This is a genomic window from Sutcliffiella tianshenii (assembly GCF_016908565.1).
GTDB lineage: Bacteria > Bacillota > Bacilli > Bacillales > Bacillaceae_I > Sutcliffiella_A > Sutcliffiella_A tianshenii.
Window position 1 is genome coordinate 19,989 of sequence record NZ_JAFBED010000014.1, and the last position, 22,025, is coordinate 42,013.

The 22,025-nt window shown below is 42.2% G+C and carries 24 protein-coding genes; 19 read left to right on the plus strand and 5 right to left on the minus strand.

The features are described 5' to 3' along the window. Positions 1–323: 323 nt before the first annotated feature. Positions 324–761, minus strand: a complete 438-nt coding sequence (locus JOC95_RS19520; RefSeq protein WP_204419440.1) for a cell wall hydrolase — start codon at positions 759–761, stop codon at positions 324–326. Between the two features lie 197 nt (positions 762–958). Between JOC95_RS19520 and JOC95_RS19525 the strand changes: the two genes are divergently transcribed. The 9 genes from JOC95_RS19525 to JOC95_RS19565 all read left to right on the plus strand — a co-directional run bounded on the left by JOC95_RS19525 (position 959) and on the right by JOC95_RS19565 (position 8,790). Then, complete coding sequence (locus JOC95_RS19525; protein ID WP_204419442.1) at positions 959–1,876, plus strand: ABC transporter permease subunit; 918 nt, start codon at positions 959–961, stop codon at positions 1,874–1,876. Positions 1,877–1,879: 3 nt separating this feature from the next. Continuing rightward, complete coding sequence (locus JOC95_RS19530; RefSeq protein WP_239583032.1) at positions 1,880–2,776, plus strand: ABC transporter permease; 897 nt, start codon at positions 1,880–1,882, stop codon at positions 2,774–2,776. A gap of 142 nt (positions 2,777–2,918) precedes the next feature. After that, positions 2,919–3,563, plus strand: a complete 645-nt coding sequence (locus JOC95_RS19535; protein ID WP_204419444.1) for an SDR family oxidoreductase — start codon at positions 2,919–2,921, stop codon at positions 3,561–3,563. Between the two features lie 67 nt (positions 3,564–3,630). Then, positions 3,631–4,206, plus strand: a complete 576-nt coding sequence (locus tag JOC95_RS19540; RefSeq protein WP_204419445.1) for a YdcF family protein — start codon at positions 3,631–3,633, stop codon at positions 4,204–4,206. Between the two features lie 87 nt (positions 4,207–4,293). Beyond that, positions 4,294–4,806, plus strand: coding sequence for a threonine/serine exporter family protein (locus JOC95_RS19545; protein WP_275580594.1), 513 nt, complete (start codon positions 4,294–4,296; stop codon positions 4,804–4,806). Continuing rightward, positions 4,803–5,555, plus strand: a complete 753-nt coding sequence (locus tag JOC95_RS19550) for a threonine/serine exporter family protein (RefSeq protein WP_204419450.1) — start codon at positions 4,803–4,805, stop codon at positions 5,553–5,555. The genes JOC95_RS19545 and JOC95_RS19550 overlap by 4 nt, the downstream gene beginning before the upstream one ends. A gap of 305 nt (positions 5,556–5,860) precedes the next feature. Then, positions 5,861–6,817: a nuclease-related domain-containing protein gene (locus tag JOC95_RS19555; RefSeq protein ID WP_204419452.1), complete on the plus strand. Its 957-nt coding sequence runs from the start codon at positions 5,861–5,863 to the stop codon at positions 6,815–6,817. 131 nt (positions 6,818–6,948) lie between these two features. Beyond that, positions 6,949–7,569 carry a SafA/ExsA family spore coat assembly protein gene (gene safA, locus JOC95_RS19560; protein ID WP_204419453.1) on the plus strand — a complete coding sequence of 207 codons (621 nt, stop codon included), beginning with the start codon at positions 6,949–6,951 and terminating at the stop codon, positions 7,567–7,569. Positions 7,570–7,794: 225 nt separating this feature from the next. Continuing rightward, positions 7,795–8,790, plus strand: a complete 996-nt coding sequence (locus tag JOC95_RS19565; RefSeq protein ID WP_204419455.1) for a phosphotransferase enzyme family protein — start codon at positions 7,795–7,797, stop codon at positions 8,788–8,790. A gap of 52 nt (positions 8,791–8,842) precedes the next feature. Here the strand turns inward: JOC95_RS19565 and phnF are convergent, their stop codons facing one another. From phnF to nagA, 3 genes are read right to left on the minus strand one after another with little or no spacing between them, the layout of a single operon-like run. Continuing rightward, complete coding sequence (gene phnF, locus JOC95_RS19570) at positions 8,843–9,565, minus strand: phosphonate metabolism transcriptional regulator PhnF (RefSeq protein WP_338083127.1); 723 nt, start codon at positions 9,563–9,565, stop codon at positions 8,843–8,845. Between the two features lie 16 nt (positions 9,566–9,581). Beyond that, positions 9,582–10,319, minus strand: a complete 738-nt coding sequence (gene nagB / locus JOC95_RS19575; protein WP_204419461.1) for a glucosamine-6-phosphate deaminase — start codon at positions 10,317–10,319, stop codon at positions 9,582–9,584. Beyond that, entirely contained in the window at positions 10,310–11,500 is a 1,191-nt protein-coding gene (nagA, locus tag JOC95_RS19580) for an N-acetylglucosamine-6-phosphate deacetylase (RefSeq protein WP_204419470.1), read from the minus strand. The genes nagB and nagA overlap by 10 nt, the downstream gene beginning before the upstream one ends. A gap of 168 nt (positions 11,501–11,668) precedes the next feature. Here nagA and JOC95_RS19585 point away from each other — a divergent pair, with 168 nt between their 5' ends. The 3 genes from JOC95_RS19585 to JOC95_RS19595 are packed head-to-tail and all read left to right on the plus strand — an operon-like array spanning position 11,669 to position 13,096. Next, positions 11,669–12,178, plus strand: coding sequence for a GNAT family N-acetyltransferase (locus JOC95_RS19585; protein ID WP_204419474.1), 510 nt, complete (start codon positions 11,669–11,671; stop codon positions 12,176–12,178). Positions 12,179–12,195: 17 nt separating this feature from the next. Continuing rightward, complete coding sequence (locus tag JOC95_RS19590; protein ID WP_204419476.1) at positions 12,196–12,534, plus strand: hypothetical protein; 339 nt, start codon at positions 12,196–12,198, stop codon at positions 12,532–12,534. 10 nt (positions 12,535–12,544) lie between these two features. Then, positions 12,545–13,096, plus strand: a complete 552-nt coding sequence (locus tag JOC95_RS19595; RefSeq protein ID WP_204419478.1) for a GNAT family N-acetyltransferase — start codon at positions 12,545–12,547, stop codon at positions 13,094–13,096. A gap of 91 nt (positions 13,097–13,187) precedes the next feature. Here the strand turns inward: JOC95_RS19595 and map are convergent, their stop codons facing one another. Next, positions 13,188–13,940, minus strand: a complete 753-nt coding sequence (gene map / locus JOC95_RS19600; RefSeq protein WP_204419480.1) for a type I methionyl aminopeptidase — start codon at positions 13,938–13,940, stop codon at positions 13,188–13,190. Positions 13,941–14,099: 159 nt separating this feature from the next. On the opposite strand from map, the gene JOC95_RS19605 reads away from it, so the two are divergent. The 7 genes from JOC95_RS19605 to JOC95_RS19635 all read left to right on the plus strand — a co-directional run bounded on the left by JOC95_RS19605 (position 14,100) and on the right by JOC95_RS19635 (position 22,008). Beyond that, positions 14,100–14,723, plus strand: coding sequence for a TetR/AcrR family transcriptional regulator (locus JOC95_RS19605; RefSeq protein ID WP_204419483.1), 624 nt, complete (start codon positions 14,100–14,102; stop codon positions 14,721–14,723). A gap of 284 nt (positions 14,724–15,007) precedes the next feature. Further along, on the plus strand, positions 15,008–15,898 hold the full coding sequence (locus JOC95_RS19610) for a GNAT family N-acetyltransferase (protein WP_204419485.1): 891 nt from the start codon (positions 15,008–15,010) through the stop codon (positions 15,896–15,898). Position 15,899: 1 nt separating this feature from the next. Continuing rightward, complete coding sequence (locus JOC95_RS21640) at positions 15,900–17,147, plus strand: GNAT family N-acetyltransferase (protein WP_204419487.1); 1,248 nt, start codon at positions 15,900–15,902, stop codon at positions 17,145–17,147. A 16-nt stretch (positions 17,148–17,163) separates the two neighbouring features. Further along, positions 17,164–18,756, plus strand: a complete 1,593-nt coding sequence (locus tag JOC95_RS19620) for a M2 family metallopeptidase (RefSeq protein WP_204419489.1) — start codon at positions 17,164–17,166, stop codon at positions 18,754–18,756. 208 nt (positions 18,757–18,964) lie between these two features. Continuing rightward, the gene (locus JOC95_RS19625) at positions 18,965–20,209 is read left to right on the plus strand and encodes a D-alanyl-D-alanine carboxypeptidase family protein (RefSeq protein ID WP_204419491.1); all 1,245 of its coding nucleotides are present in this window, start codon (positions 18,965–18,967) and stop codon (positions 20,207–20,209) included. Positions 20,210–20,559: 350 nt separating this feature from the next. Beyond that, a complete protein-coding gene (locus JOC95_RS19630; RefSeq protein WP_204419494.1) occupies positions 20,560–21,006 on the plus strand; it encodes a PNPOx family protein in 447 nt (148 codons plus the stop codon). Between the two features lie 141 nt (positions 21,007–21,147). After that, positions 21,148–22,008, plus strand: a complete 861-nt coding sequence (locus JOC95_RS19635; RefSeq protein ID WP_204419497.1) for a GNAT family N-acetyltransferase — start codon at positions 21,148–21,150, stop codon at positions 22,006–22,008. The last annotated feature ends 17 nt before the right edge of the window (positions 22,009–22,025 follow it).

Here is a 22,025-nt window from a genome sequence, read left to right on the forward strand (position 1 = left end):
GCAGCAACAAAATCCTAGGTTTTTATGGTAGAATATAGAAAAAGGTATAGGCGGGATTTCAATGATTTGGATATTTTTTCTCACATTTACTTTGCTTGTTGCCATTTTCTTTTATTTTTTGGATTTATCATTAAGGAAACATCATGAAATATATGGATCGAAATTCATTCGTCCTTCCATGTGTGTGGCATGCGGAAAAGAGTTTTTTAATGGCAGCTCCAATTTTTGTGATTCCTGTAAAAGAAAAAGGTCCATATAAAAAGGGAACGCCTGCATGATAAACAGGTAGTTCCCTTTTTGTTCGCTCAAATGTTATATTCTGCTTATTTATATACGCTGGCACAGGTTCCAGGTTTTGGTTCGTAATAGCAGTGTTGTTTGAATTGGCCTGCAAAAGGCTGATCATACCATGTTGGAGGACAAGGTGCATAAGGATTGAAATACCATAGTGCATATTTCCCTGGATGCTGTCTCCAGAAATCCAAATTCTTTTTAGCCAGTCTTTTTTCAACACCTCTTGCTCTGTTATAAAAAACATTACCCTTTTGGACCGCTTCAAATGAATAATTCCCGCCTTGTACTTGATAGATTACTTGTGGAATTGTCCTCACTTTTGTAAAATCCAAACAATCCGCTACTGCCCTGTTAACAATTACATTCCCAACATACAGCATTCCTTGCTTTCCTTCACCCTCTGCTTCCGCACGCATCATCCTTGCCATTAAAGCCACGTCAGAATCGGTATATTTTACTCTTGCCATTTATCTCACCCCACCCATATTGTATGAAAAATGCTTAAATTGATGTCTGTATTAAAGCATTTTTACAATATATGCATCCATTTTGAACCCGTTATCGTTGAAGCTTTTATTGTAATTAAGAATTTTAAGACAATTGATTGTCTTAAAATGGTACAATATTCATAAAAATGGATAAGCATTACAAATGGAGGGGAATTATGGAATTAAAAAAAGAAGCCTTGAGGCTATTATCAGCTGTCATCATTGCCGTTGTACTTTTGATATTGATGGTATTCTTTCCAAGGACACAGGAAGTGATGGTATTTGGACCTGCAGGGACGCTGGATTTTGGATATAGATTGGACGTACACCAGTATAAGGCAGACATCGTCCAATACTTTCAAATGGTCTGGCAGGAAAAAACCTTGGGTGGGACAATGTTTCAGACTGTCAGTGTGGAGGATGAGATTGCCCGTTATTACCCTAAAAGTCTCCTGATAATCTGTATCTCCTTCTTATTAAGCATCGGTTTTGGGGTATGGAAGGGGATTTTCGACTATAGGAATATGAATACAAAAAAAAATCTACTTGGTAATGGCACAACGTGGGCGTTTCAATCGATCCCGGATTTCTTTGTCGTGTTCGTCTTCTTTTGCATATCTTTTTATTTTCTCCCCCATGAAAGGATTTTCAGTAACAGCAATTGGTATAGCTTCCTGGCGCCCGCCCTTCTCGTAAGCATCTATCCGATCATGTATGTGGCAAGGATCACTTGCGTGTCCCTGCTGAATCAGGATGGACAAGATTATATCCGGACCGCATTTTCCAAAGGCTTTAAAGCCAAACAGGTCATCTATAAGCATATCTTGAAAAATAGTTTGATAGATATGGTTGGCAACCTTCCTACCATCATGATAGTCATTGTCTCCAACTTGTTGATGGTTGAGTACCTGACAGGATTTGAGGGAGCTGCAAACAGGCTGTTCGTAGCAATGGGAGGCAGACAGATATCAGGCTTTACAGCTCCTATAGAAGCAGAGCTTGTTCTGGGTCTGGCATTCTGCTTTATGCTCACGGTCCTTGCTGTACATATCCTTAAGCTGGCATTATTGGCTAAACTGGTGAAAAAGGGGTGAGGTATGATGTTTCATAATAGATATTTGTTTGCAGGTACATGTTTATTGTTAAGTCTGTTTGTCATGGCAGTGGCCGGACCTTTTATCCCTTATGTAAAAGATGGGATAGAAGGCTCAAGGGTGCTTTTTCCAGAGCGTGGGGTGATTGAGACTGCCCCATTTCCACCCTCGGCAGATTTCCCGACAGGTTCTGATCGTGAAGGTAGAAATCTAATCAGTGTACTTGTCATGGGGGCAAAGGATACACTGACTGTCATCTTCTGCATCGCACTAATCAGATACACCTTTGGAATAATTTTAGGGACGATCGCTTCGTTCAAAGGAAGGTTCCTTTCCAATCTTCTTAATATTTGGGACCAGACCTTTTCAAGCCTTCCGGTCATCTTTTTCACGATTCTTTTTCTCAATCTCCCATTTTTGATATTTTTAGAGACCCGCTTTTGGGTCGTCATCATCAGTATCGCATTGGTGGAGGTAGGAAGGGTGGGAGTGCTGATCAGGGATCAGCTCATCCAGATAAAAGGGACTCCGTATGTGGAGGCAGGGATCGTAGTGGGGCTTAAGCCAATCGGCCTGGCGAAAAACTATTACCTTCCCAATCTACTGCCTACCCTTATAGTGAATTTCTGCTTTGATGTGGGCAGGGTCGCATTGATTATCGGCCAGCTTGGAATTTTCTCGATATTTGTGACCCAGGAATTTGTACAACTTGGAGCAGGGTGGGGAGAAATCAGGAATACAAGCTTCAATTGGCCAACCATCCTTGGTGAAGCGAGAAAGGACATCTACACAGCCATCTGGATTCCCATAAACGCCGCAGTTGCTATCATGTTTGTAGTGTTCACTTTCAACATCCTTGGTGAAGGGCTGAGAAAATACTTCCATCGACTAGGTGCATAACCTTAGCAATGCTCTTGTAAGTGCATGTTTTCCGATCTATAGGGTAAATATGAGAGAAGGATGATAACCTGAGCAGTTTTTTTGCATCTGGTTGTCTCGTCTGAAATAATGGCTAATAAATCTTGCAAGGAGTGTGATAGGGATGAGAATACTAGTCGTCGGTGCTAATGGGCAAATAGGTTCCAAGCTGGTGAAGATGCTCAAGGAAGATGATAGATATACGCCTGTTGCCATGGTAAGAAAAGAAGAGCAGTCGGAGAAGTTCCAAAGTGAAGGCATTGAAGCGGTTCTTGCCGATCTGGAGGGACCGGTAGGAGACCTCGAAAATGCAGTGAAAGGCAATGACGCCATCATTTTTGCAGCGGGATCAGGCGGCAGTACGGGATTGGACAAAACCTTGCTGATTGACCTTGATGGTGCAGTAAAGGTGATGGAGGCAGCAGAAAATTCAAATGTCAACCGGTTCATTCTAGTAAGTGCCCTGCAGGCCCACAATAGGGAGAACTGGAACGAAGAAATAAGACCATACTATGTAGCAAAGCATTATGCGGATAAAATGCTGGAAGCAAGCAGCCTCGATTATACAATCGTCCGTCCGGGGGGGCTTTTGAACGAACCTGGTATGGGCAGGATCCAACTGGGCCTGAACTTGGAAAGAGGCTCCATTCCACGTGAAGATGTTGCAAGGACTTTATTGGAGATCATTTCAGCGGAAAACAGCTATCGTACTGCGTTTGATCTCATTTCAGGTGAAGTGGAGATCCAAAAGGCGGTAAAAGAAATTTAATTTTTTGAAACTAAAGGCCCTGTTCAATCGTTAAAGTAATAGACGGATGAATAGGGGTTTTTTATGCATGAAAAAGAAAAAATGGAAAAAGTGGCTATTAGCATGCGGTTCTGTACTCGCCTTATATATTTTGATTGTCCACTTCTTCATCTATCAGGCTGCAAAAGAACAGCCGCCAAGTGACCTGGATTATTTGATTGTACTTGGTGCTAGGGTGAGAGGGGAACAGATGACTTTGGCTTTGCGATTTCGCGTCGAAGCCGCCCTGAAATATCTTGAAGAAAATCCTGACACGAAAGTCATTGTCTCAGGAGGGCAGGGACCAGGGGAAGATATCACTGAAGCCGAAGCGATGGAGCGTTTTTTCCTTGAGAATGGTGTGAGTCAGGAGCGGATCATCAAAGAGGGCCTTTCTACGACCACCTATGAAAACCTGAGCTATTCCAAGCAATTTTTAGAGGAAGGTAACTCTGTTGCCATCGTAAGCAACGACTTCCATCTATTCCGGGCAAGCATCATCGCTGAGCGCCTCGGTTTCGAAGAGGTATATACCCTTCCTGGCAAAACGCCAAGAATAGCCATATTCAAGCTTTGGACAAGGGAGTATTTTGCAGTTGCGAAGACGTGGTTGGTGGATCGATAGGGAGGGGAAGGCAAGACTCTTTTATCATCCGCCATATCTTGACATCAGGATCAATTTGCCTGATGTTTTTTTGGGTCTTTTAAAGATTTGCTTTATAATAGGCTTTATCATATAAGTAGGGGTGAAGCAATGGAGTATCTACTTTCACAAGTCATTTTCAGTTTTATTGCTTCGGCCGGGTTCGGAGTCATCTTTAATGCACCTCGAAATTCCTTGATCCATTGCGGGTTTGTTGGAATGGTCGGGTGGATTTCGTACATACTTTTAGCAGATTCGGGAGTGGATCCCGTCATCGCTTCCTTTGTAGGAGCTTTTGCAGTGGCATTGGTCGGCCATATCATGGCGAAAAGATTCCGGATGCCCATGATCATTTTCAGCGTGGCAGGAATCATCCCCCTTGTCCCTGGTGGACTAGCATACAATGCGATGAGACAGGTTGCGGAAAACGATTATCTTGGAGCGATTCCCCTTGCCGCCAAAGCATTTATGATTTCAGGTGCGATAGCAATGGGACTTGTTTTTGCCGAGGTTTTGGTGCAGATTGTTATGAAGGCTTTCAGAAAACAGAGTGTAGCTGCTGGTAACGAGGTGGGAAAATGAAAGAAGTCGTGGGACAAAGTGAAGAAAAAGTACTGAAGGTTTGCCTTCTTGCCGGCAGGATCATGATGGAAAGCGGTGCAGAGACATACAGGGTGGAGGATACGATGACACGCATTGCCGCAGCTTATGGCATCACCGAGGCACACAGCTTTGTCACTCCCACTGGAATAATAGTTTCCTTACAGGGAGTAAGTCCGACTCAACTGGTGAGGATCAGTAATCGTACCACTGATCTGGAAAAAGTGGCAAGGGTGAATGCTATTTCCAGGAGGATAGCTGATGGAAGCCTCGACGTGGATGAAGCTTTTGTTTTATTAAAAGAGCTGGAATCAGCACACTTGTTTTTTTCGAATTGGCTGCAGATTGCAGCTGCTTCACTGTTAAGCGGATCGTTCCTCATTATGTTCAAAGGTGTCTGGACAGACTTTTTCCCGGCTTTGCTTGTAGGTGGAGTCGGATACTCGGGCTTGTTGGCCATTCAACATTATACAAAAGTAAAATTCTTTGCGGAGTTCATTTCCTCATTGATTATCGGCATTATAGCGTTCGGGCTTGTCGGGATCGGGTTAGGGCATGAACTGGACAAAATAATCATTGCATCCGTCATGCCACTTGTACCGGGACTCCTGATTACCAACGCCGTCCGTGACCTGATGGCTGGTCACTTCGTATCAGGACTGTCGAAGGGAGCGGAAGCGTTTCTTACCGCGTTTGCAATTGGTGCGGGTGTAGCGGTGGTGTTTTTGTGAGAGGAAGCTTGGGGCTTCCTTTTTTTTGTTGTAGGTTTTGAGCCGGGTTTGGTTTAGGAGCCGGAGTGCACAATTTGTCGGATTGTGCGTTTTATCGATATCTTGGGTGTTTTCGTTGATATCCGAAAATTCTCGTTGATAAAAAGATATTTTCATCGATATCGCGTACTGAATCATTGATATATTAATATTTTCGTTGATATCTCAAATCGACGCTAAAAGTAACAGTCTTTTTTTGGGAAACTAGCAGGACTTTATGCCTATTTTCGAGAAATACACCAATAGAAACAGAAAGGTGTGAGCAAATGATAAAAAAAGTGAGAGAAAAATCGATCAGACTCTTAACAATGGAGGCAGGAGGAAGGCGAGTGTACAAAAACCACCCGGTGTATGCACAGATTGAAAGGGAGCTGGGTAGGCAGACGGCAGGCTATAAGGGTGAGTGTGCATTAGACTACTATTTAACGTTTCTACCAGATGATAAGTATTTTATCTTCCATGGTTTGCGCCTAGAGGATCCTAAAAATAGACATTTTCAGATGGATACCTTCTTGTTTTCCCTTTCACATGGCCTAATACTGGAGTCGAAATACATATCAGGCGAGTTGGAGTTCGATGAGAAAACCTCCCAGCTGATAAGAAAAGTTCCAGAAGGACACGAAACGATGGGAGATCCCATTTCGCAGGTGGAAAGACATAAAGAGCAGCTGAGAAGCTGGATGGAAAAACATTTGGGTAAAGTGGTCCCGATCACTGGACAGGTGGTACTAACCAACAAAAATGCAATTCTCCTAAATGCCTCTCCTTCAATAATGAAGAAAGTCACCTTTCTAACAAACCTTCCAAATAGAATGAAGTCCATTAATGAAAATTTACCAAACCCTATTTTATCTGAAAAGGAACTGCGTAAAGCTGCAAGAATGCTCAACCAAAAACATGCGCCTGACCAGTTTGATTTTATGGGATATTTCAAGCTCTCACAAAAAGAAATAATTACAGGAGTCATTTGCCCTGAATGCTCACACTCACCCATGATAAGGAAAAGTGCAAATTGGATATGTCTGGAGTGTGGATGTAAGTCCAAAAATGCACATATAGAAGCTCTGCAAGATTACGCACTTTTATGTGGTAAGTCCATTTCGAATAAGCAGGCAAAAGAATTTTTACACCTTTCCTCAAGTTCTGTTACTTTTCAAATTCTCCAATCCATGAACCTCCGCCACACAGGCACAAAAAAAGGTAGGGTATACTTCTTGGATTAAAATACAATTACCGACGCCTTCCACACTCCAAAACTTCCCATTACAAATAATACGTACATTTCATAGGTGTTTATACTATTTTACAATAATTTCATCTTTAAAATTTACGTGTTTCATATTACTGTAATAGTATGAAAACTTTACAGAAAGTCCTCATAACCTTGTCGATTGTCGCTATAGTCTTAGGTGGAAATACTGCAGCACTTGCCGCAACTACCCATACGGTACAGGCCGGTGATACGATGTGGAAGATTGCAGTGAAATATCAGGTAGGAGTATCGGAAGTGATTCAAGCCAATCCGGCGGTCAAAAATCCGAATTTGATCTATCCTGGTCAGAAGCTTAATATTCCAGAATTAGGAGAGGTGAAATCAGCAGAAGAGCAGGTTGCAGCTTTGGTGAATCAAGAGCGCAGCAAGTATGGGCTCCAGCCATTAAAGCTGAACTGGGAGTTATCAAGAGTAGCAAGATATAAGTCTCAGGATATGATTGATAAGAACTATTTCAGCCACACTTCGCCAACATACGGATCTCCATTTACGATGATGAAGAACTTTGGTATTTCTTACCGAGCAGCAGGAGAAAATATTGCTGCTGGGCAAAAAACACCACAAGAGGTCATGAATGCTTGGATGAACAGTGAAGGTCATAGAAAAAATATCCTTTCAAGCCAATACACTGAAATCGGTGTTGGATATGCGAAAGGCGGCTCTTACGGCCATTACTGGACACAAATGTTTATCTCAAAATAATGTTTAAAGCAGCGAAGCGAGTTGAGCTTCGTTGCTTTTTTTTATGGAAAAATCTGTTTTATATTTCCGAAATACTATAAAATATTATTATCTTATCTGGAAGGGGTGATGACAGGATGGCAGGTTGTTTCAAAAAGCAGGGTCATGCCTTGTCCCACCAGTTGTTAAACCTAAATTAGTAGGCAAGTGCATGTCCCCGCATATAACAAAAAGGGGATGTTGTTGATGATGAAATTGAGCACAATGAAAAAGGTCGCGGATACTGTATGTGAGGATTGGCGCAGTCCGGTCGCCGTGCAGATCATGAAAAATTGGGAATACGATGAAGGTGAACTATACTACTTTCGTGCCAGTGCCAATTTTGTGTTTCTATTCAAAAAAGAGGGGCAAGTTTACTATTTGCGTTTTCACGAAGCCACTGAGAAACCTATCAGCCAACTTGAATCAGAAATGAACGTACTTCACTTTCTGAATGATGGCCCCGTTAAGGTTGCGCAGCCATTATTATCTAAAAATGACCGGTATATCGAAATAGTGGAAACAGACGTTGGGATTTTTTCTGCAATGGTTTTTGAAGGAATTCCAGGTAAACAGATGGAAACAGAGGAATTGGTAGAAAAGCAGTTTTACATTTGGGGAAGAACCCTTGGAATGCTGCATGAAAAATTGAAAATGTTACCTTTGGAGTATAGTTCCAAAAGACCAAGCTACACGGATCACTTGCACTGGATCGACTCTCATCTTCCAAAAGATGATCTGCCAGCAAGGGAAGAGCTGTCAAGAATAAAAGAATGGGCCTCTACCTTACGGAAAACTCAAGGGAATTTCGGTATCATCCATTTTGACTTTGAAGTGGACAATCTGCGGTGGAATGGGGATAGGATTGGTGCATTTGACTTTGACGAAAGTGCAGGGTATTGGTATGTGGCTGATATTGTATTTGCGCTGCGGGATGTCCTTTCGAATAAGGAAGACATCAAGAAACCACAAGTGAGAAATTTCTTAAGTGGGTATAGGTCAGCAACAAAACTGGATGAAGATGACCTCCAACAAATAGATGGATTTCTTCGGATGCATCAATTGTATACGTATACGAGAATCCATCGGTCTGCAGATATTCCGAAATCCAATGATACTCCTGAATGGTTGAGTACCCTAAGCGGAAAATTGGATATAAAGTTATCATTCTATCGTTCCAGATTATGTCGCTTGAAGAATTAGTATAGAAGAGAGGAGCCGGGAGCAAACAACTCCCGGCTTTTTTTCTGCAACTCTAGCGTTCCATCTCCACAAAAAACTTGTAGCGGTCACCCCTGTATCGGGAAAAAACCAGTTCCAGTGGGGTCCCATCGGATAGATAGGTGTTCCTTTGGATAAAAAGCATCGGATGGTCTTTTGGGATTTGAAGTAATTTAGCTTCTTCCTTTGATGCCTTTGTAGCCTCAATTAACTGATCGGCACGTGTAATTTGGAAACCGAGATTTTCTTCAATATAGGAATAGATCGATGCTTGTACAATCTCTTCTGACAATCCTTTAACCAGGCTCTCGGAAAGATAATTCGTTTCAAGGGCCATCGGGACATTGTCGGCAAGACGGATACGTTTGATTTCATATACTGAATCCCCGTCACGTATCCCGAGCTGATTGGCAATAAACGAAGTGGCAGGGACCACTTCAAATTGGAGCAGGGAAGAGCTTGGAGACATGCCTCTTTTTTTCATATCCTCAGTGAAGCTCGTCAGGCCTTGGAGTGGTTGTTCAATTTTCCTTTCAGAAACGAAAGTGCCGCTTCCTTTTTTTCGATACAGGAGACCTTCATTCACCAATGAATTGATTGCCTGTCTGACAGTCATTCTGCTGATTTGATAGGTTTCGGCATATTCTCTTTCTGATGGGATGGTGTCCCCGGGACTTAAGGCTCCCTGTTCAATCAACCCTTTAATGTGAGATTCCAGTTGATAGTAGATGGGAAGAGGTGAGTTTTTATTGATGATCATGTTCCTTCCCCCTTCACGCAATGATATTGGTGCGACTATAGGCACTTTTATCGGCAATTATCTTTACTTTCGGATGCTTCTTTAAGATGGAGGCAGGGAAATCCTCTGAAACCGGACCGTCGAGTAATCGTTCCAGAGCATTTTTCTTGTTTTTTCCTGACACAAGAAGAAGGATTTCCTTTGCTTTCATGATGGACTTTATTCCCATTGTGACAGCATGTGTCGGGACTTCATCCATGCTTCCAAAAAACCTGGCATTTGCATGACGTGTGGATTCTGTCAGGCGGACTATATGTGTTTCACTTTCAAAGGAGGTGCCAGGTTCGTTGAAACCGATATGGCCATTTTCCCCCAACCCGAGAACTTGAAGGTCGATTGGGCCCATATCTTGCAAAAGCTGGTCGTAACGGGCACATTCTTTCTCAAGGCTTTCTGCTATCCCATTCGGAATGAAGGTGTGTTGTTGTTGGATGTCCAAATGCATGAATAAGGTCTGATTCATGTAAGAAAAATAACTATTTGGATGATCCTTCTTCAATCCTGCATATTCATCCAAATTAAAAGAAGTCACGTTCTTGTAGCTGGTATGATGGGCCAGATGGTCTTTGATTAATAGTTCATACATCTTTGTCGGTGTACCACCGGTTGCAAGTCCCAGAACCGAATGGGGATTAAGCTTAACCAGATCAATAATTTGATTTGCAGCAGCCTCGCTCATCGCCTCATATGAAGGTGCAGTAATTATATCCATTCCTTTTCCACCTCATTTCTATAAGTTACAACTCCTTTGCAGATGGTGAGATGAACATTCAGCTGCTCATCCAGAATGACTATATCTGCATCTTTTCCAACATGGATGCTCCCCTTTCTGTCCCAGACATTTAACTGTCTGGCGGGGTTGGAGCTTGCCATCTGAACCAGTTCAGGTAGGCTGCAGTTGGTGAATTCTTTCATGTTTCTTAAAGCTTCATTCATTTTCAATAAGCTTCCAGCAAGGGTTCCATCCTCAAGTAGGGCAGTATTGTCGGAAACGGTGACCTTTTGACCGCCAAGTTCATATTCTCCATCTTCCAGCCATTTTGCGCGCATCGAATCGGTGATGAGGATAATGCGGTCCGCACCTTTAGTGTGGTAAGTAGCTTTTATTACTGCAGGATGAACATGAATTCCGTCTGCAATCAGTTCAACGAACAGCTCTTCGTGTGCGAGGCCTGCACCAACCACTCCTGGTTCACGGTGATGGATACCCCTCATCCCATTATAGAAATGGGTAACATGAGTTGCGCCCGCCTGTATCGCTTCTTCCATCACAGGATAGAGAGCGTCTGAATGCCCTATTGAAGCTATCACTCCGGTTTCATTCAAATGCTTCACTAGCTGGATGCCGCCTCTTTCTTCCGGAGCCAAGGTCACTACTTTAATCAGGTTCCCGCTTATTTCCTGCCACTTCATGAAGGTATCCTTATCTGGCTCCATGATATGTGCAACCGGTTGGGCTCCGGCTCTTTTTGGGGAAATGAAAGGACCTTCAAGATGGATTCCCAGCAGTTCAGCGCCGTTTGCTATGGTCTTGCTATACTGATTCACATTTTGAAGGGCTGCTTCAATTTCAACCGGGTCCTGAGTTATGGTAGTCGCCAGAAAGCTTGTCGTTCCTTCCTGAGGCAGGGTTACTGTCATATTTTCGATCGCTTTTGAGGAAGCATCCATGACATCCGAGCCGTTGAGACCATGAATATGGATATCGATGAATCCCGGTGAAGCAAATAGTTTCGAGGGAAGGCGCACCTCCTTGAAATCTTCATTTTTTTGGTATTCACTCATCGTACCGACTTCTGTGATCTTTCCATCTGAAATCTTAATATAGGAATCTTCCATCACCGTCTTATCCAGGATGGCTTTCATTCCCATTAGTACAAAATTATTTGTCATGGGGAGGAACTCCTTTACCACTGTATTATTAACTAAATAATACCATGTTACTTGTATAGTTGTATAGACCACTTTAGCGGAAAGAAAAATAAACTATATCCCATTTTCCCGTAACATATTATACTAATACCAGAATAAAAGCATAGAATACTAGAAAGGTGAATCAGCATGGAAAATTCACATTTAATAATCAGAAATGCGGAGGAAAAAGACCTTCCTGCCATTGTGGCCATATATAACTCGACCATTGAAAGCAAAATGGTCACAGCCGACACGAATCCAGTAGCAGTGGAGGACAAGCTGGCCTGGTACCACGATCATAATGAGGTGAACAGGCCTTTATGGGTTGTTGTAGACAAGGAGAAAAATGAAATCTGTGCATGGTTGAGCTTTCAATCCTTTTATGGTAGGCCGGCATATCAGGCAACGGCAGAGGTAAGCATCTATCTGCATGAAAGTACCAGAGGCAAGGGGCTTGGTGCCTATCTGCTGAATTACGCATTGGAAGCCTGCCCAGGTCTTGGGATTGAAAATCTGCTTGGGTTCATTTTTGCACACAATCTCCCAAGTATTGGACTGTTTCAGAAATTCGGTTTTGAAAAATGGGGCTTTTTGCCGAAAGTGGCAGAACTGGAGGGAATAAAAAGGGATTTAGTAATCTTGGGTAGAAAAATATAGAAGCAAAGGTGAAGTGAATGAAAATAAAATGGCCATTACTGATCGTTGCAGGTGTATTGTTGGTTACTGGTATTCTTCTATCATTTAATGAGAATGTGAGAGGTGCTGTTAAACTTGCAATTTTGAGAAAGGAAGTCGTGACCATCTCCACTGAAAATGAGACAATAACTGTAATGGCCAGGATGGAAGAAGGGGCAGGTTTTCAGGAGGTCCTTTCGCTCATTGAGACGGAAGGCTGGCTGCTTACAGATCAACTTGGCTCCACTTTCGTTTTTACAAGAGGGGAAGAAAGCCTCGTTTTGATGCTTAAAATGTGGACAAACAACTATATTATTGCAGAGATGACAGAAGGGTAGGGGAGACTTTTTGAAGCCAGTACCGATGCTCAGGACAGAGCGCCTGCAATTGCGCAGCCTGTCTTTGAAAGATTCTGATACGATTTACAGCTATTTTTCCAATCCGGAGATGACGAAGTATTATGGGATGGAGCCATTCCAGTCAAGGTTGGAGGCGGATAAGTTCATCAAAGATTTCCTGGACGATTATAATATGCTATTCCGATGGGGCATTGTGGAGAAGAGTACCAATAAACTCATTGGTACTTGCGGATTCCATGCCATTTCTGAAAAGCACCTGCGTGCCGAGATCGGCTATGAGATAGAAGTGGGGCACTGGGGGAAGGGCTATGCTACTGAGGCAATCCGGGCGCTAGTGCATTATGGCTTTGATACCATGAAATTTCAGCGCATTGGTGCAAATGTATATCCGGAAAATGTAGGATCCAGGAAAGTGTTGGAAAAGGTAGGATTCACGCATGAGGGAATGCTTCGCAGTTACCTGTTTCAAGGAGGAAGCTTCCATGATGCCAATGTTTTCTCCATTTTGAAAAAGGAAATGCTTGAAAATCGGGAACAGTAATCCACGGGTTACTGTTTTTTTTATGAAATTATATATTCCTGCTGAAAGTAAAAGCAGCGGCCAATATATATTGGCCGCAAAAAGAATGTCATCAATCATCCTGTGATGTCAAGATCAATGGCCCATCCTTTGTGATGGCGATGGTATGTTCATATTGTGCAGAGAGCTTGCCATCGGCTGTTCTCGCTGTCCATCCGTTTTCATCCATCAAAGAAAACCATTCCCCGACATTGACCATCGGCTCGATCGTTATTACCATTCCTTCTCTTAGGCGAATTCCCCTGCCTTTTGTTCCATAATGAAAGATTTGCGGCTCCTCGTGTATGTTCCTGCCAATCCCATGGCCGGTGAAGTCCCGTACGATCGAATAGTTCTTTCCTTCCACATACTCCTGGATTGCATGACCTATATCGCCGGTCCTGTTTCCTGCAATGGCCTGAGCGATGCCTATATGGAGAGCTTCCTTTGTAACAGTGAGTAATTTTTTGGCATCATTGCTTATTTTCCCGACAGGATAGGACCAAGCTGAGTCTGCAAGCGCTCCATTCAGATTGACCACGCAGTCGATAGTCACGATATCACCTGCTTTTAAAGGTTCCGCCCGAGGGAAACCATGACATATTTCATCATTGATGGAAGCGCAAGTGGAATAAGGGTAACCCCTGTATCCCTTTTGTTCCGGGGTTGCCCCATGGTCTGTTAAATATTCCTCGACAAATCGATCAATTTCAAGAGTAGTGATCCCAGGTTTTATTTTATTTCTCAATAACTTATGGCAAGAGGCCAACAGTTTCCCCGCTTCGTGCATCATGGTAATTTCACGGTGACTTTTTATCGTTATCACACAGTTTCCTCCTTTCCTTCCTTCATTATAGGAAGCACATATTCAAGAGGTTCTACCATCAGAGAATTTTCTTTCTCTTTAGAATTTACTGATATCAGCAGATGATGTATGATTGGAATAATAAACCGACTAGTCGTTTATATAAAGGAGGGAATGGAGATGCCGCCAGCAGTTTCCGAAGAGTATAAAGAAAAGAAGAGAAAATTGATCCTGGAAAGTGCGCTTGCTTGTTTTGCGGAGAAAGGATTCCAGGTCGCGACCATAGACGATATTGTGAAACACTCCGGAATGAGTAAAGGGGCGATTTACAATTATTTTAAAAGTAAGGATGACATATATATTGAGCTGATGAACGTCAATTCCAATCAAAGCTTTGATGTACTTCGCGAAAAGCTGGAAAGGTTGCCGACAGCAAAGGAGAGACTGGCCCATTTTTTCGAAGTATTCCGCTCACAGGTAAAAGTGAATCCCAACTGGGAAAATACAAGCAGGGTCCATATTGAGTTTTGGCTGAGTTCTGTTCGCAATGAGTCAACTAAGGATTTCATGTACAATCGCTACCAGATGGTTTACAAAAAGATACTGACGGATATCATTCAATTTGGAGTGGATAGAGGGGAATTCCCAACCACGATTGACGTAGATTTTATCGGCAATGTTTTTTGGAGCACCTTCGATGGAATATGCTTCTATCAATGTGTAATGGAAAATGATGAGCTTTATGTAAGGCTGGTCAACCAACTCGAACGCGTAATAAACTCCTTGGTGACAACGGTAGAATAAAAGGATAAATCGAGAGGAATTTGTCGAAAAGATTAAATTGAAGTTTTTGAAAATTCGTGCTTAAATGAAAATAAACTGAGTGGTCGGTTTGCTTCCGCCTTTTTTTACTCTCAAAATAGACTGTCTGGTCAGTTTTAAATTTTATAAAAGAATCTGACAAGGTAGGGGATCACCCATGTGGATTATCCGTATAAAAGGCTATCTGATCATTATTGAGTGACGAAGAAAGTTGGCGTATAAAGAAATAAAAGAGTAGCGCTTGACTTACAAAAGGGGGAAAAACATTGTTTACCATCAAAAAATTGAGTGAGTGCAAATTGGAAGAAGCTGTAGCTGCATGGAACACCGGCTTTCAAGGCTATTTTTTTGATGCAACGATGGATGTAGACCGTTTTACAACTAGACTTGGGCTTGAAAACCTATCAGCCTCATTATCCATTGTGGCATTTGATCAACAAAAGCCGATCGGGATCCTGTTAAGCGGGGTCAAAACCGTCGATGGGAAAAAAGTTGCCTGGAACGGTGGAACAGGAGTGGCAACTGAATACAGAAGAAAAGGTATAGGGAAGCTATTGATCGATAAAGCACTGGAGATCTATGAGGAAGCTAATGTGGAAGTAAGCACCCTTGAAGCAATAACTGAAAACACAAAGGCAATCAGTTTGTATGAAAAAAAGGGATATAAAATTGTAGACGAAGTGGTGCACTTACGTTGTGAGGAAATGCCTGAATTTTATGGGGCATTGGACTACCAGGCTGTTTTTACATCTGCACAAGAAGCGCAGTATCTACCCATTTATAAGCATGATACCCCATGGCAAAGCCAGTGGTTTTCCATGAAGGAGGGTCAGGCACTTCAGTTGGTGGATAATGACGGGGAAACAGTTGCATATGGACTTTTCAAAAGGGAGTTTGATGAGGACGGGACTTTGAAATCCGTCACAGTCACGCATTGTTATATACAGGAGGGAAAAGGAAATCCTGATTACTTGATCGATTCCTTGTTTTCCTATTTGTTTCCACCATCTTCAGTTAATTATGTTTGTACGGTGGCATTCTTCGCAACCTCCAACAAACGGGTTCATCAATTCTTGCTTGATAAGGGCTTTACTAAAAGAGTTGGGCAGGTCTGGATGAAAAAAGCAATAAAAGAAGGTGTCCAAGGAGGGGTTTAGAGTGGGAAGGATACGATCATTATCAAGGAGTGATATTCCTTCCTTTGTAGAGGTTGCAAGCCTTGCATATCCCGGTATGGGTATCTTTACACCTGAAGATAAACAAAAGCTTATTGAGCGGCTTGAAAAGCAGACAGAATCTGGTGCCAAAAATCTTTTTGGTGCATATTCGGGTCCAACGCTTTTGGGGGGCATGCTTTTACATGATTTCAGGGTGAATTTCCTTTCAAATCAACTTGATTTAGGTGGAGTAGGATTTGTGTGTGTAGACTTGCTTCACAAAAAAGAAAAAATCGCCAAGGAATTGATTACTTATTTTGAACAGTATTATCGGGAAAAGGGAACTGCCATTGCAGCTTTATACCCGTTTCGTCCAGACTTCTACAGGAAGATGGGCTATGGCTATGGAAGCAAGATGAATCAATACCGCTTCGCCCCGAAAGAATTGCCAAAAGGAGCATCCAAACAGAACGTCAAACGACTTTGTGAAAAAAATAAGGGTGAACTTCATCAATGCTATACCCGGTTTGCATTAAAGAACCATGGCATGATAGAAAGGTCCGAAGAGGATATGAAGAGACTTTTCCAGGATCCGAAGAATAATATTTTTGGAGTCTGGCAAGAAGACGTATGCAAGGGGTATTGTGTATTCTCTTTTGAAAATAGTAAGGCTGATAATTTCATCTCCAATCATATCCTGATGAAAGAATTTGTCTGGGAAACAAGGGAGGCATTGATGGAGCTTTGCACATTTATACACTCACAGCAGGATCAAATCCATCAGGTTATCTGGAATACTCAGCAGGAGGCCTTCCATCACCTGCTGATTGACCCAAGGAATGGCTCGGATAATCTGATGCCACATGTGTACCATGAATGCAACGCATCAGGTGTGGGACTCATGTATAAGGTATTGGATATCCGAGGATTGTTCGAACAGACAGATACGATGTCCTTCGGGTTGGGAAGCTTGAAAGTCAAATGGTGTGTGACGGATTCTTTTGCAAATAAGTATCATGAAGTTTTGGTTCAATTCCATGAAGGGTATGCGGCCGTAAGGGACGATATGGAACCTGACGTGACTGTAAGTCTATCAATCAGTGAATTTTCCTCATTGATCATGGGTGCCATCTCCATCACAAGTTTATATCGTTTTGGATTGGTTCAGCTTTCGGATGACCACCATCTACAAACATTACATCAGATTTTTTCGGCATTACCAACACCAATATGTATGACAGGATTTTAATCGGGAGGGAAAATTAATGAATGTAGAGCAATTTTTAAAACAACAGAATGAACAATTTCAGATCCTATTGAAAAAATCATCCTATGCAGGATGGATGGCACAAACGACAGGGGAGAAAAAGTGGGCAGAGGAAGCAGGAAAAGCTTCCAGTGAGTTCAGCCTTTATTATTCAGACAGTGAGCGATTTGAAAAAGTGAAAGAACTGCTTTCCAAAGAAAATCTCAGTCCAGAACAGCAGCGTCAATTGGAGCTATTGGAAACGGAAATGAAAGAAAATCAAATGTCCAAGGAAACGATCGAAGAGCTCGCTTCCATGTCTTCAGAATTGAACTATCTCTTTAATACGTATATGCCCCAAGTGGATGGCAGGAAGCTTTCAGCAAACAGTATCCGTGATATTCTGGTTAACAGCACAGATAATGTAGAACGGGAGAAGGCATGGAAGGCCAGTAAGGAGGTTGGTGCAGAAGTATCGACCAAACTGATTGAGCTTGTTAAAAAACGCAATGAAGCTGCCAGAAACCTGGGATACGAAAACTATTATAAAATGGCCTTTGCCAACCAGGAATTGGATTTGGAAGAGATCTTTACGATATTCTCCAATCTTGTGGAGCAGTCGGATGAGACCTTCCGTAAGCTGAAAAGCGAATTGGATGCGTCTCTTGCAGAGAAATTCAAAATAGATGTAAAAGATCTTCGTCCTTGGCACTACTCAGACCCATTCTTTCAGGAAGCGCCAGCCAACGAGGATGCAAACCTGGACCCATTTTTTAAAGGGCAAAACTTAGAAACCTTGACTGCCGAAACATTCAATTCAATGGATATGCCGATAGATGGGCTATATGCGTCCTCTGATTTGAATCCGCGAGATGGTAAAAATCCGACTGCATTCTGCATGGATATGGATCGTGAAGGGGACATCCGGGTATTATGCAATAATGTTGATAATACATACTGGATGGGGACGATGCTTCATGAATTTGGCCATGCAGCCTACAATAAATATACCAATCGTGACCTGCCTGCGTTGCTACGCAGTCCAGCGCATATCCTGACAACAGAAGCCATCGCGATGCTATTTGGAAAGATGACAGAGAATAGGGAATGGTTATCAAAATTCCTGAAGCTTGATGAGGCTACTTTGGATAAATTAGCTCCAAGCCTTGAAAAGCATGAGCAACTAAAGATGCTCATATCTGCAAGGTGGATCATCACTTTCGTTTTCTTTGAAAAGGCGCTTTATGAAAATCCAGACCAGGATCTGAATGCATTATGGTGGGAAACAGTAGAAAAGATTCAGCTTGTCAATCCTCCGGAGAATCGAACCAACCCTGATTGGGCTGCGAAGATCCACTTCACATTGGCACCAGTGTACTATCAGAATTACCTGTTGGGGGAACTGACTTCCGCACAGCTTCATCAATATATATTGAACAATATTTCAGAAGAATTCTTCACTCCGCAAGTCGGTGCCTATATCCGTGATGAATTCCTTGCGCCAGGCAGCTCCTACCACTGGAATAAGAAAATTGAAATGGTCACTGGCGAACCATTGAATCCGGCATTCTTTGTTAAGGCCTATTGTGAAAAAACACCAGTAAAACGATAATCAAAGAGAAGAAAACCAAGAGCATCATTGGTTTTCTTCTTTTTTTATGCCTATTAATTTTTCATTACAATTTTTACAAAAATGATATTTACTATGAAAATAGTCTCATTTTACGTTACACTATTCAATATGGAGTTTTTTCGAGTTTTTTTGACAAATGTTATTTAAGAAGAATACTAGACTTCAAGTAGAAAGGTATGTCTCCTTCATGATAAAAAAATGTAAAAATCTTTTGCTGATAGCCATTGTGCTAGTACTAGGGCTTCCTATTCATCATACAAATGCAAATTCTAATCAGAATATAGAACTATTCAGTGAATCGGCCATACTGATAGACACCGAAACCGGGGATGTCCTCTATGAAAAGGACCGTGATAAAATCATGTATCCGGCAAGTATCACCAAAATTGTCACTGCCATCATTGCCATAGAAGAGGGGAATCTCGAGGATATTGTAACCGTCAGTGAAAAGGCGCGTAATCAAGATGGCTCTAGAGTTTATCTGTTAGAGGGCGAGAAGGTTACACTTCAAAAGCTCGTACAAGGTTTATTGATCAATTCAGGTAATGATGCAGGAACTGCCATAGCAGAGCATATGAACGGCAGTGAAAAAGAGTTTGCGAAACGGATGACAGCGTTTGTCGAAAAAGAAATAGGCACTGAAAACACCACGTTCAAAAATCCTCATGGACTGTTTGATCCGGAACACGTGACTACAGCCGAGGATATGGGAAAAATTGCCCGATATGCCATGAAAAACGAAACGTTCCGTGAAATTGTCGGGACAAAAGAAATGGAGTGGATCGGCGAGGGCTGGGAAACCACCCTATACAATCATCATCGTCTTTTATGGGATTATGAGGGTGCGACCGGGGTGAAAAACGGATATGTGCCTGAATCAGGCCATACACTTGTTACTACAGCGGAGCGGAATGGAAAAGAACTGCTTGTGGTGACATTAAAAGCGGCTTCCAAATATTATTCATATAAGGATACGATGAATCTCCTGGATTATGGGTTTCTCAATTTTGAAACCGTGACGGTTGAAAAAGGTAAAATGATCAGTGATGCTGCGGGCAGGGATTTTATGCTGACAAAGGATATACAAGTTTCCAAAAAGTCGGATGAGGAAATCAGCCTTGCAGTAAACAATGCAGATCAGCTTATCGTGAAGACAGGTGACCGGGAAAATATTAAAGAAGGCGTCATAGTGGAACAGGTGAAAAACGAAATCACCCCATTGGCTTCTACCGAAAAAACAGACAAGCATGAGTCTGCCAACCAGGCTGAAAATCAGAAAAGCAGTTTCTTTTCCATGGGCATTTTTCTTGTTATCCTATTTTTCATCGTTTGGATTTTAGGATGGAATCAAAAGCGCCGCAGAAGAAAAAAGAATCAAGGAAGATTTTCAGAATCCGTAAGCTATGCCAGAAGAAGTAAATATTATCACTAAAAGCCACGACACACCAACTATCAGAAGGTGTGTCGTTTTTTTATGGTTCCTTTTTTATTTTTTATATAGCAAATAATATCTAACCCGTGAGGTGATTGTAGCGGAGGACACTTGACTCCTGCGGGAACGTAGAGGGCATGGGAGACCCCGAAGGCGAAGAGCCGAGGAGGCTCCCATCCGTCCCCGCGGAAAGCAAGGGTCAGGAGCGGAAATCAACGGACTTCATTTGATGTATACATTTCTCAATAATAGCTTTATTATTTCTAAAATAGGGTAATGAAAGTAATATTTGGATTAGTAACCATTCCATGTATATAATATGAATATGTATTTTAGAGGAGGTTTTCATAATGGCAAGAGTAGAAGAAACACTTAAACAGGAACTTATCGACTTATTGCAGGGTGAAAAAATTGTATCATTGATCACGACGGATAAGAAAACGAAGAAACCGAACCTGAGCATCGTTTCTTGGCTGGTGGCACATCAGGATGGGAAGACCATAAAATTTGCATTGGGTCATAAAGCGGAAAGCGCGTTTAACATTGAAGAAACACCGGACCTTTTATTGGGAGTGGTCGGAGCAGGCAGCTGCTATTCCATTAGCGGAAAAGGGACAGTTTCAGACGTGATTGATAAAACGATGAAGTATCGTATTGTAACTGTGGATGTAGAGTCTGTCGAAGATGTCATCTTCTATGGTGGACAAATCACGCAGGAGCCGGATTATATTAAAACATATGATGCGGAGCTTGCGAAGAAGTTGGATGAAGAAGTATACGAAATGCTGAAGAAATAATTGTAGAAGGGACGTATCCTAATCGGAACGTCCCATTTTTTATGAGTCGGAAAAATCTTAATGGCTTTTCACTTCAAAAAATTTCCTTGTTAATGGTAGAATATAGATTAGTAAAACTTGACTATAGGAGGGTTTACAGTAATGGATATCGTTTTCACCGACCGAGTAAATCGGATTCTCGAAATGGCGACTGATAAAGTGGATGTTCATCAAGCTCTTACTCCTCTTCACCTGTTCCTCGCAATGTGTGAGGAGAATAGCGGGGTATGTGGAGAATTGTCCTCCTATTTAATAAAGCAATATGGATTTAGTTTTTTGCATGATTTTTCTAAAAATCTTCAACCGTTCCATCCCGCTCCTATAACTTTACCATGCTGTTCTGTGCCGGTTTCTCCTGAGGTGGAGACTTTATTTACTTACGCGGCAGGCAGGATGCACAGATACAATCAGATTCGCTTGAATGAGGGGCATCTCATGCAGGCAATACTTAAATTTGAACCCACCGTCCACTCTCTTCTGACAGAAAACGACATAGCATTCGTTGAAAAATCAGTTTGCGCATCCCGGGATATGCTCGTTGCAATGGATCACTACCGGTCACCAGATAGTGTTGGGGAATCATCCTACATACGAAGAGCAATTAGTACAGACCTACCGGCTTTAATGGAGCTGGTGGAGGAGCAGTTTGGTTCAGGTTGGATAGAGACCGTTCAAAACGGCTTTAATAAAGATGAGATATCCATCTTTCTAGCAAAAGATAATGATAGAATTATAGGATTTGCATGCTATGAGTCCTTTGAAAATAAAAAAGGAACCTTTGGACCGATGGGGGTTGTCAAAGGGGAGAGAACCAAGGGAATTGGGGCACTCTTGCTGCACCATAGCTTGTCTGAGTTGAAGAAAAAGGATTATCGATATGTAGTGATAGAGGGAGCAGGGCCCATAGAGTTTTATGAAAAAGAGTGTAAGGCAGTGTTGATACCAATCTATGAATCTAGATAGAAGCAATGAATAGGGAA

What these genes read in the sequence shown, in the direction of transcription:
- JOC95_RS19520 (WP_204419440.1), bottom strand. Translation starts at nt 761, where the DNA reads ATGGCAAGAGTAAAATATACCGATTCTGACGTGGCTTTAATGGCAAGG.
- JOC95_RS19525 (WP_204419442.1), top strand. Translation starts at nt 959, where the DNA reads ATGGAATTAAAAAAAGAAGCCTTGAGGCTATTATCAGCTGTCATCATT.
- JOC95_RS19530 (WP_239583032.1), top strand. Translation starts at nt 1,880, where the DNA reads ATGATGTTTCATAATAGATATTTGTTTGCAGGTACATGTTTATTGTTA.
- JOC95_RS19535 (WP_204419444.1), top strand. Translation starts at nt 2,919, where the DNA reads ATGAGAATACTAGTCGTCGGTGCTAATGGGCAAATAGGTTCCAAGCTG.
- JOC95_RS19540 (WP_204419445.1), top strand. Translation starts at nt 3,631, where the DNA reads ATGAAAAAGAAAAAATGGAAAAAGTGGCTATTAGCATGCGGTTCTGTA.
- JOC95_RS19550 (WP_204419450.1), top strand. Translation starts at nt 4,803, where the DNA reads ATGAAAGAAGTCGTGGGACAAAGTGAAGAAAAAGTACTGAAGGTTTGC.
- JOC95_RS19555 (WP_204419452.1), top strand. Translation starts at nt 5,861, where the DNA reads ATGATAAAAAAAGTGAGAGAAAAATCGATCAGACTCTTAACAATGGAG.
- safA (WP_204419453.1), top strand. Translation starts at nt 6,949, where the DNA reads ATGAAAACTTTACAGAAAGTCCTCATAACCTTGTCGATTGTCGCTATA.
- JOC95_RS19565 (WP_204419455.1), top strand. Translation starts at nt 7,795, where the DNA reads ATGATGAAATTGAGCACAATGAAAAAGGTCGCGGATACTGTATGTGAG.
- nagB (WP_204419461.1), bottom strand. Translation starts at nt 10,319, where the DNA reads ATGGATATAATTACTGCACCTTCATATGAGGCGATGAGCGAGGCTGCT.
- nagA (WP_204419470.1), bottom strand. Translation starts at nt 11,500, where the DNA reads ATGACAAATAATTTTGTACTAATGGGAATGAAAGCCATCCTGGATAAG.
- JOC95_RS19585 (WP_204419474.1), top strand. Translation starts at nt 11,669, where the DNA reads ATGGAAAATTCACATTTAATAATCAGAAATGCGGAGGAAAAAGACCTT.
- JOC95_RS19590 (WP_204419476.1), top strand. Translation starts at nt 12,196, where the DNA reads ATGAAAATAAAATGGCCATTACTGATCGTTGCAGGTGTATTGTTGGTT.
- JOC95_RS19605 (WP_204419483.1), top strand. Translation starts at nt 14,100, where the DNA reads ATGCCGCCAGCAGTTTCCGAAGAGTATAAAGAAAAGAAGAGAAAATTG.
- JOC95_RS19620 (WP_204419489.1), top strand. Translation starts at nt 17,164, where the DNA reads ATGAATGTAGAGCAATTTTTAAAACAACAGAATGAACAATTTCAGATC.
- JOC95_RS19625 (WP_204419491.1), top strand. Translation starts at nt 18,965, where the DNA reads ATGATAAAAAAATGTAAAAATCTTTTGCTGATAGCCATTGTGCTAGTA.
- JOC95_RS19630 (WP_204419494.1), top strand. Translation starts at nt 20,560, where the DNA reads ATGGCAAGAGTAGAAGAAACACTTAAACAGGAACTTATCGACTTATTG.
- JOC95_RS19635 (WP_204419497.1), top strand. Translation starts at nt 21,148, where the DNA reads ATGGATATCGTTTTCACCGACCGAGTAAATCGGATTCTCGAAATGGCG.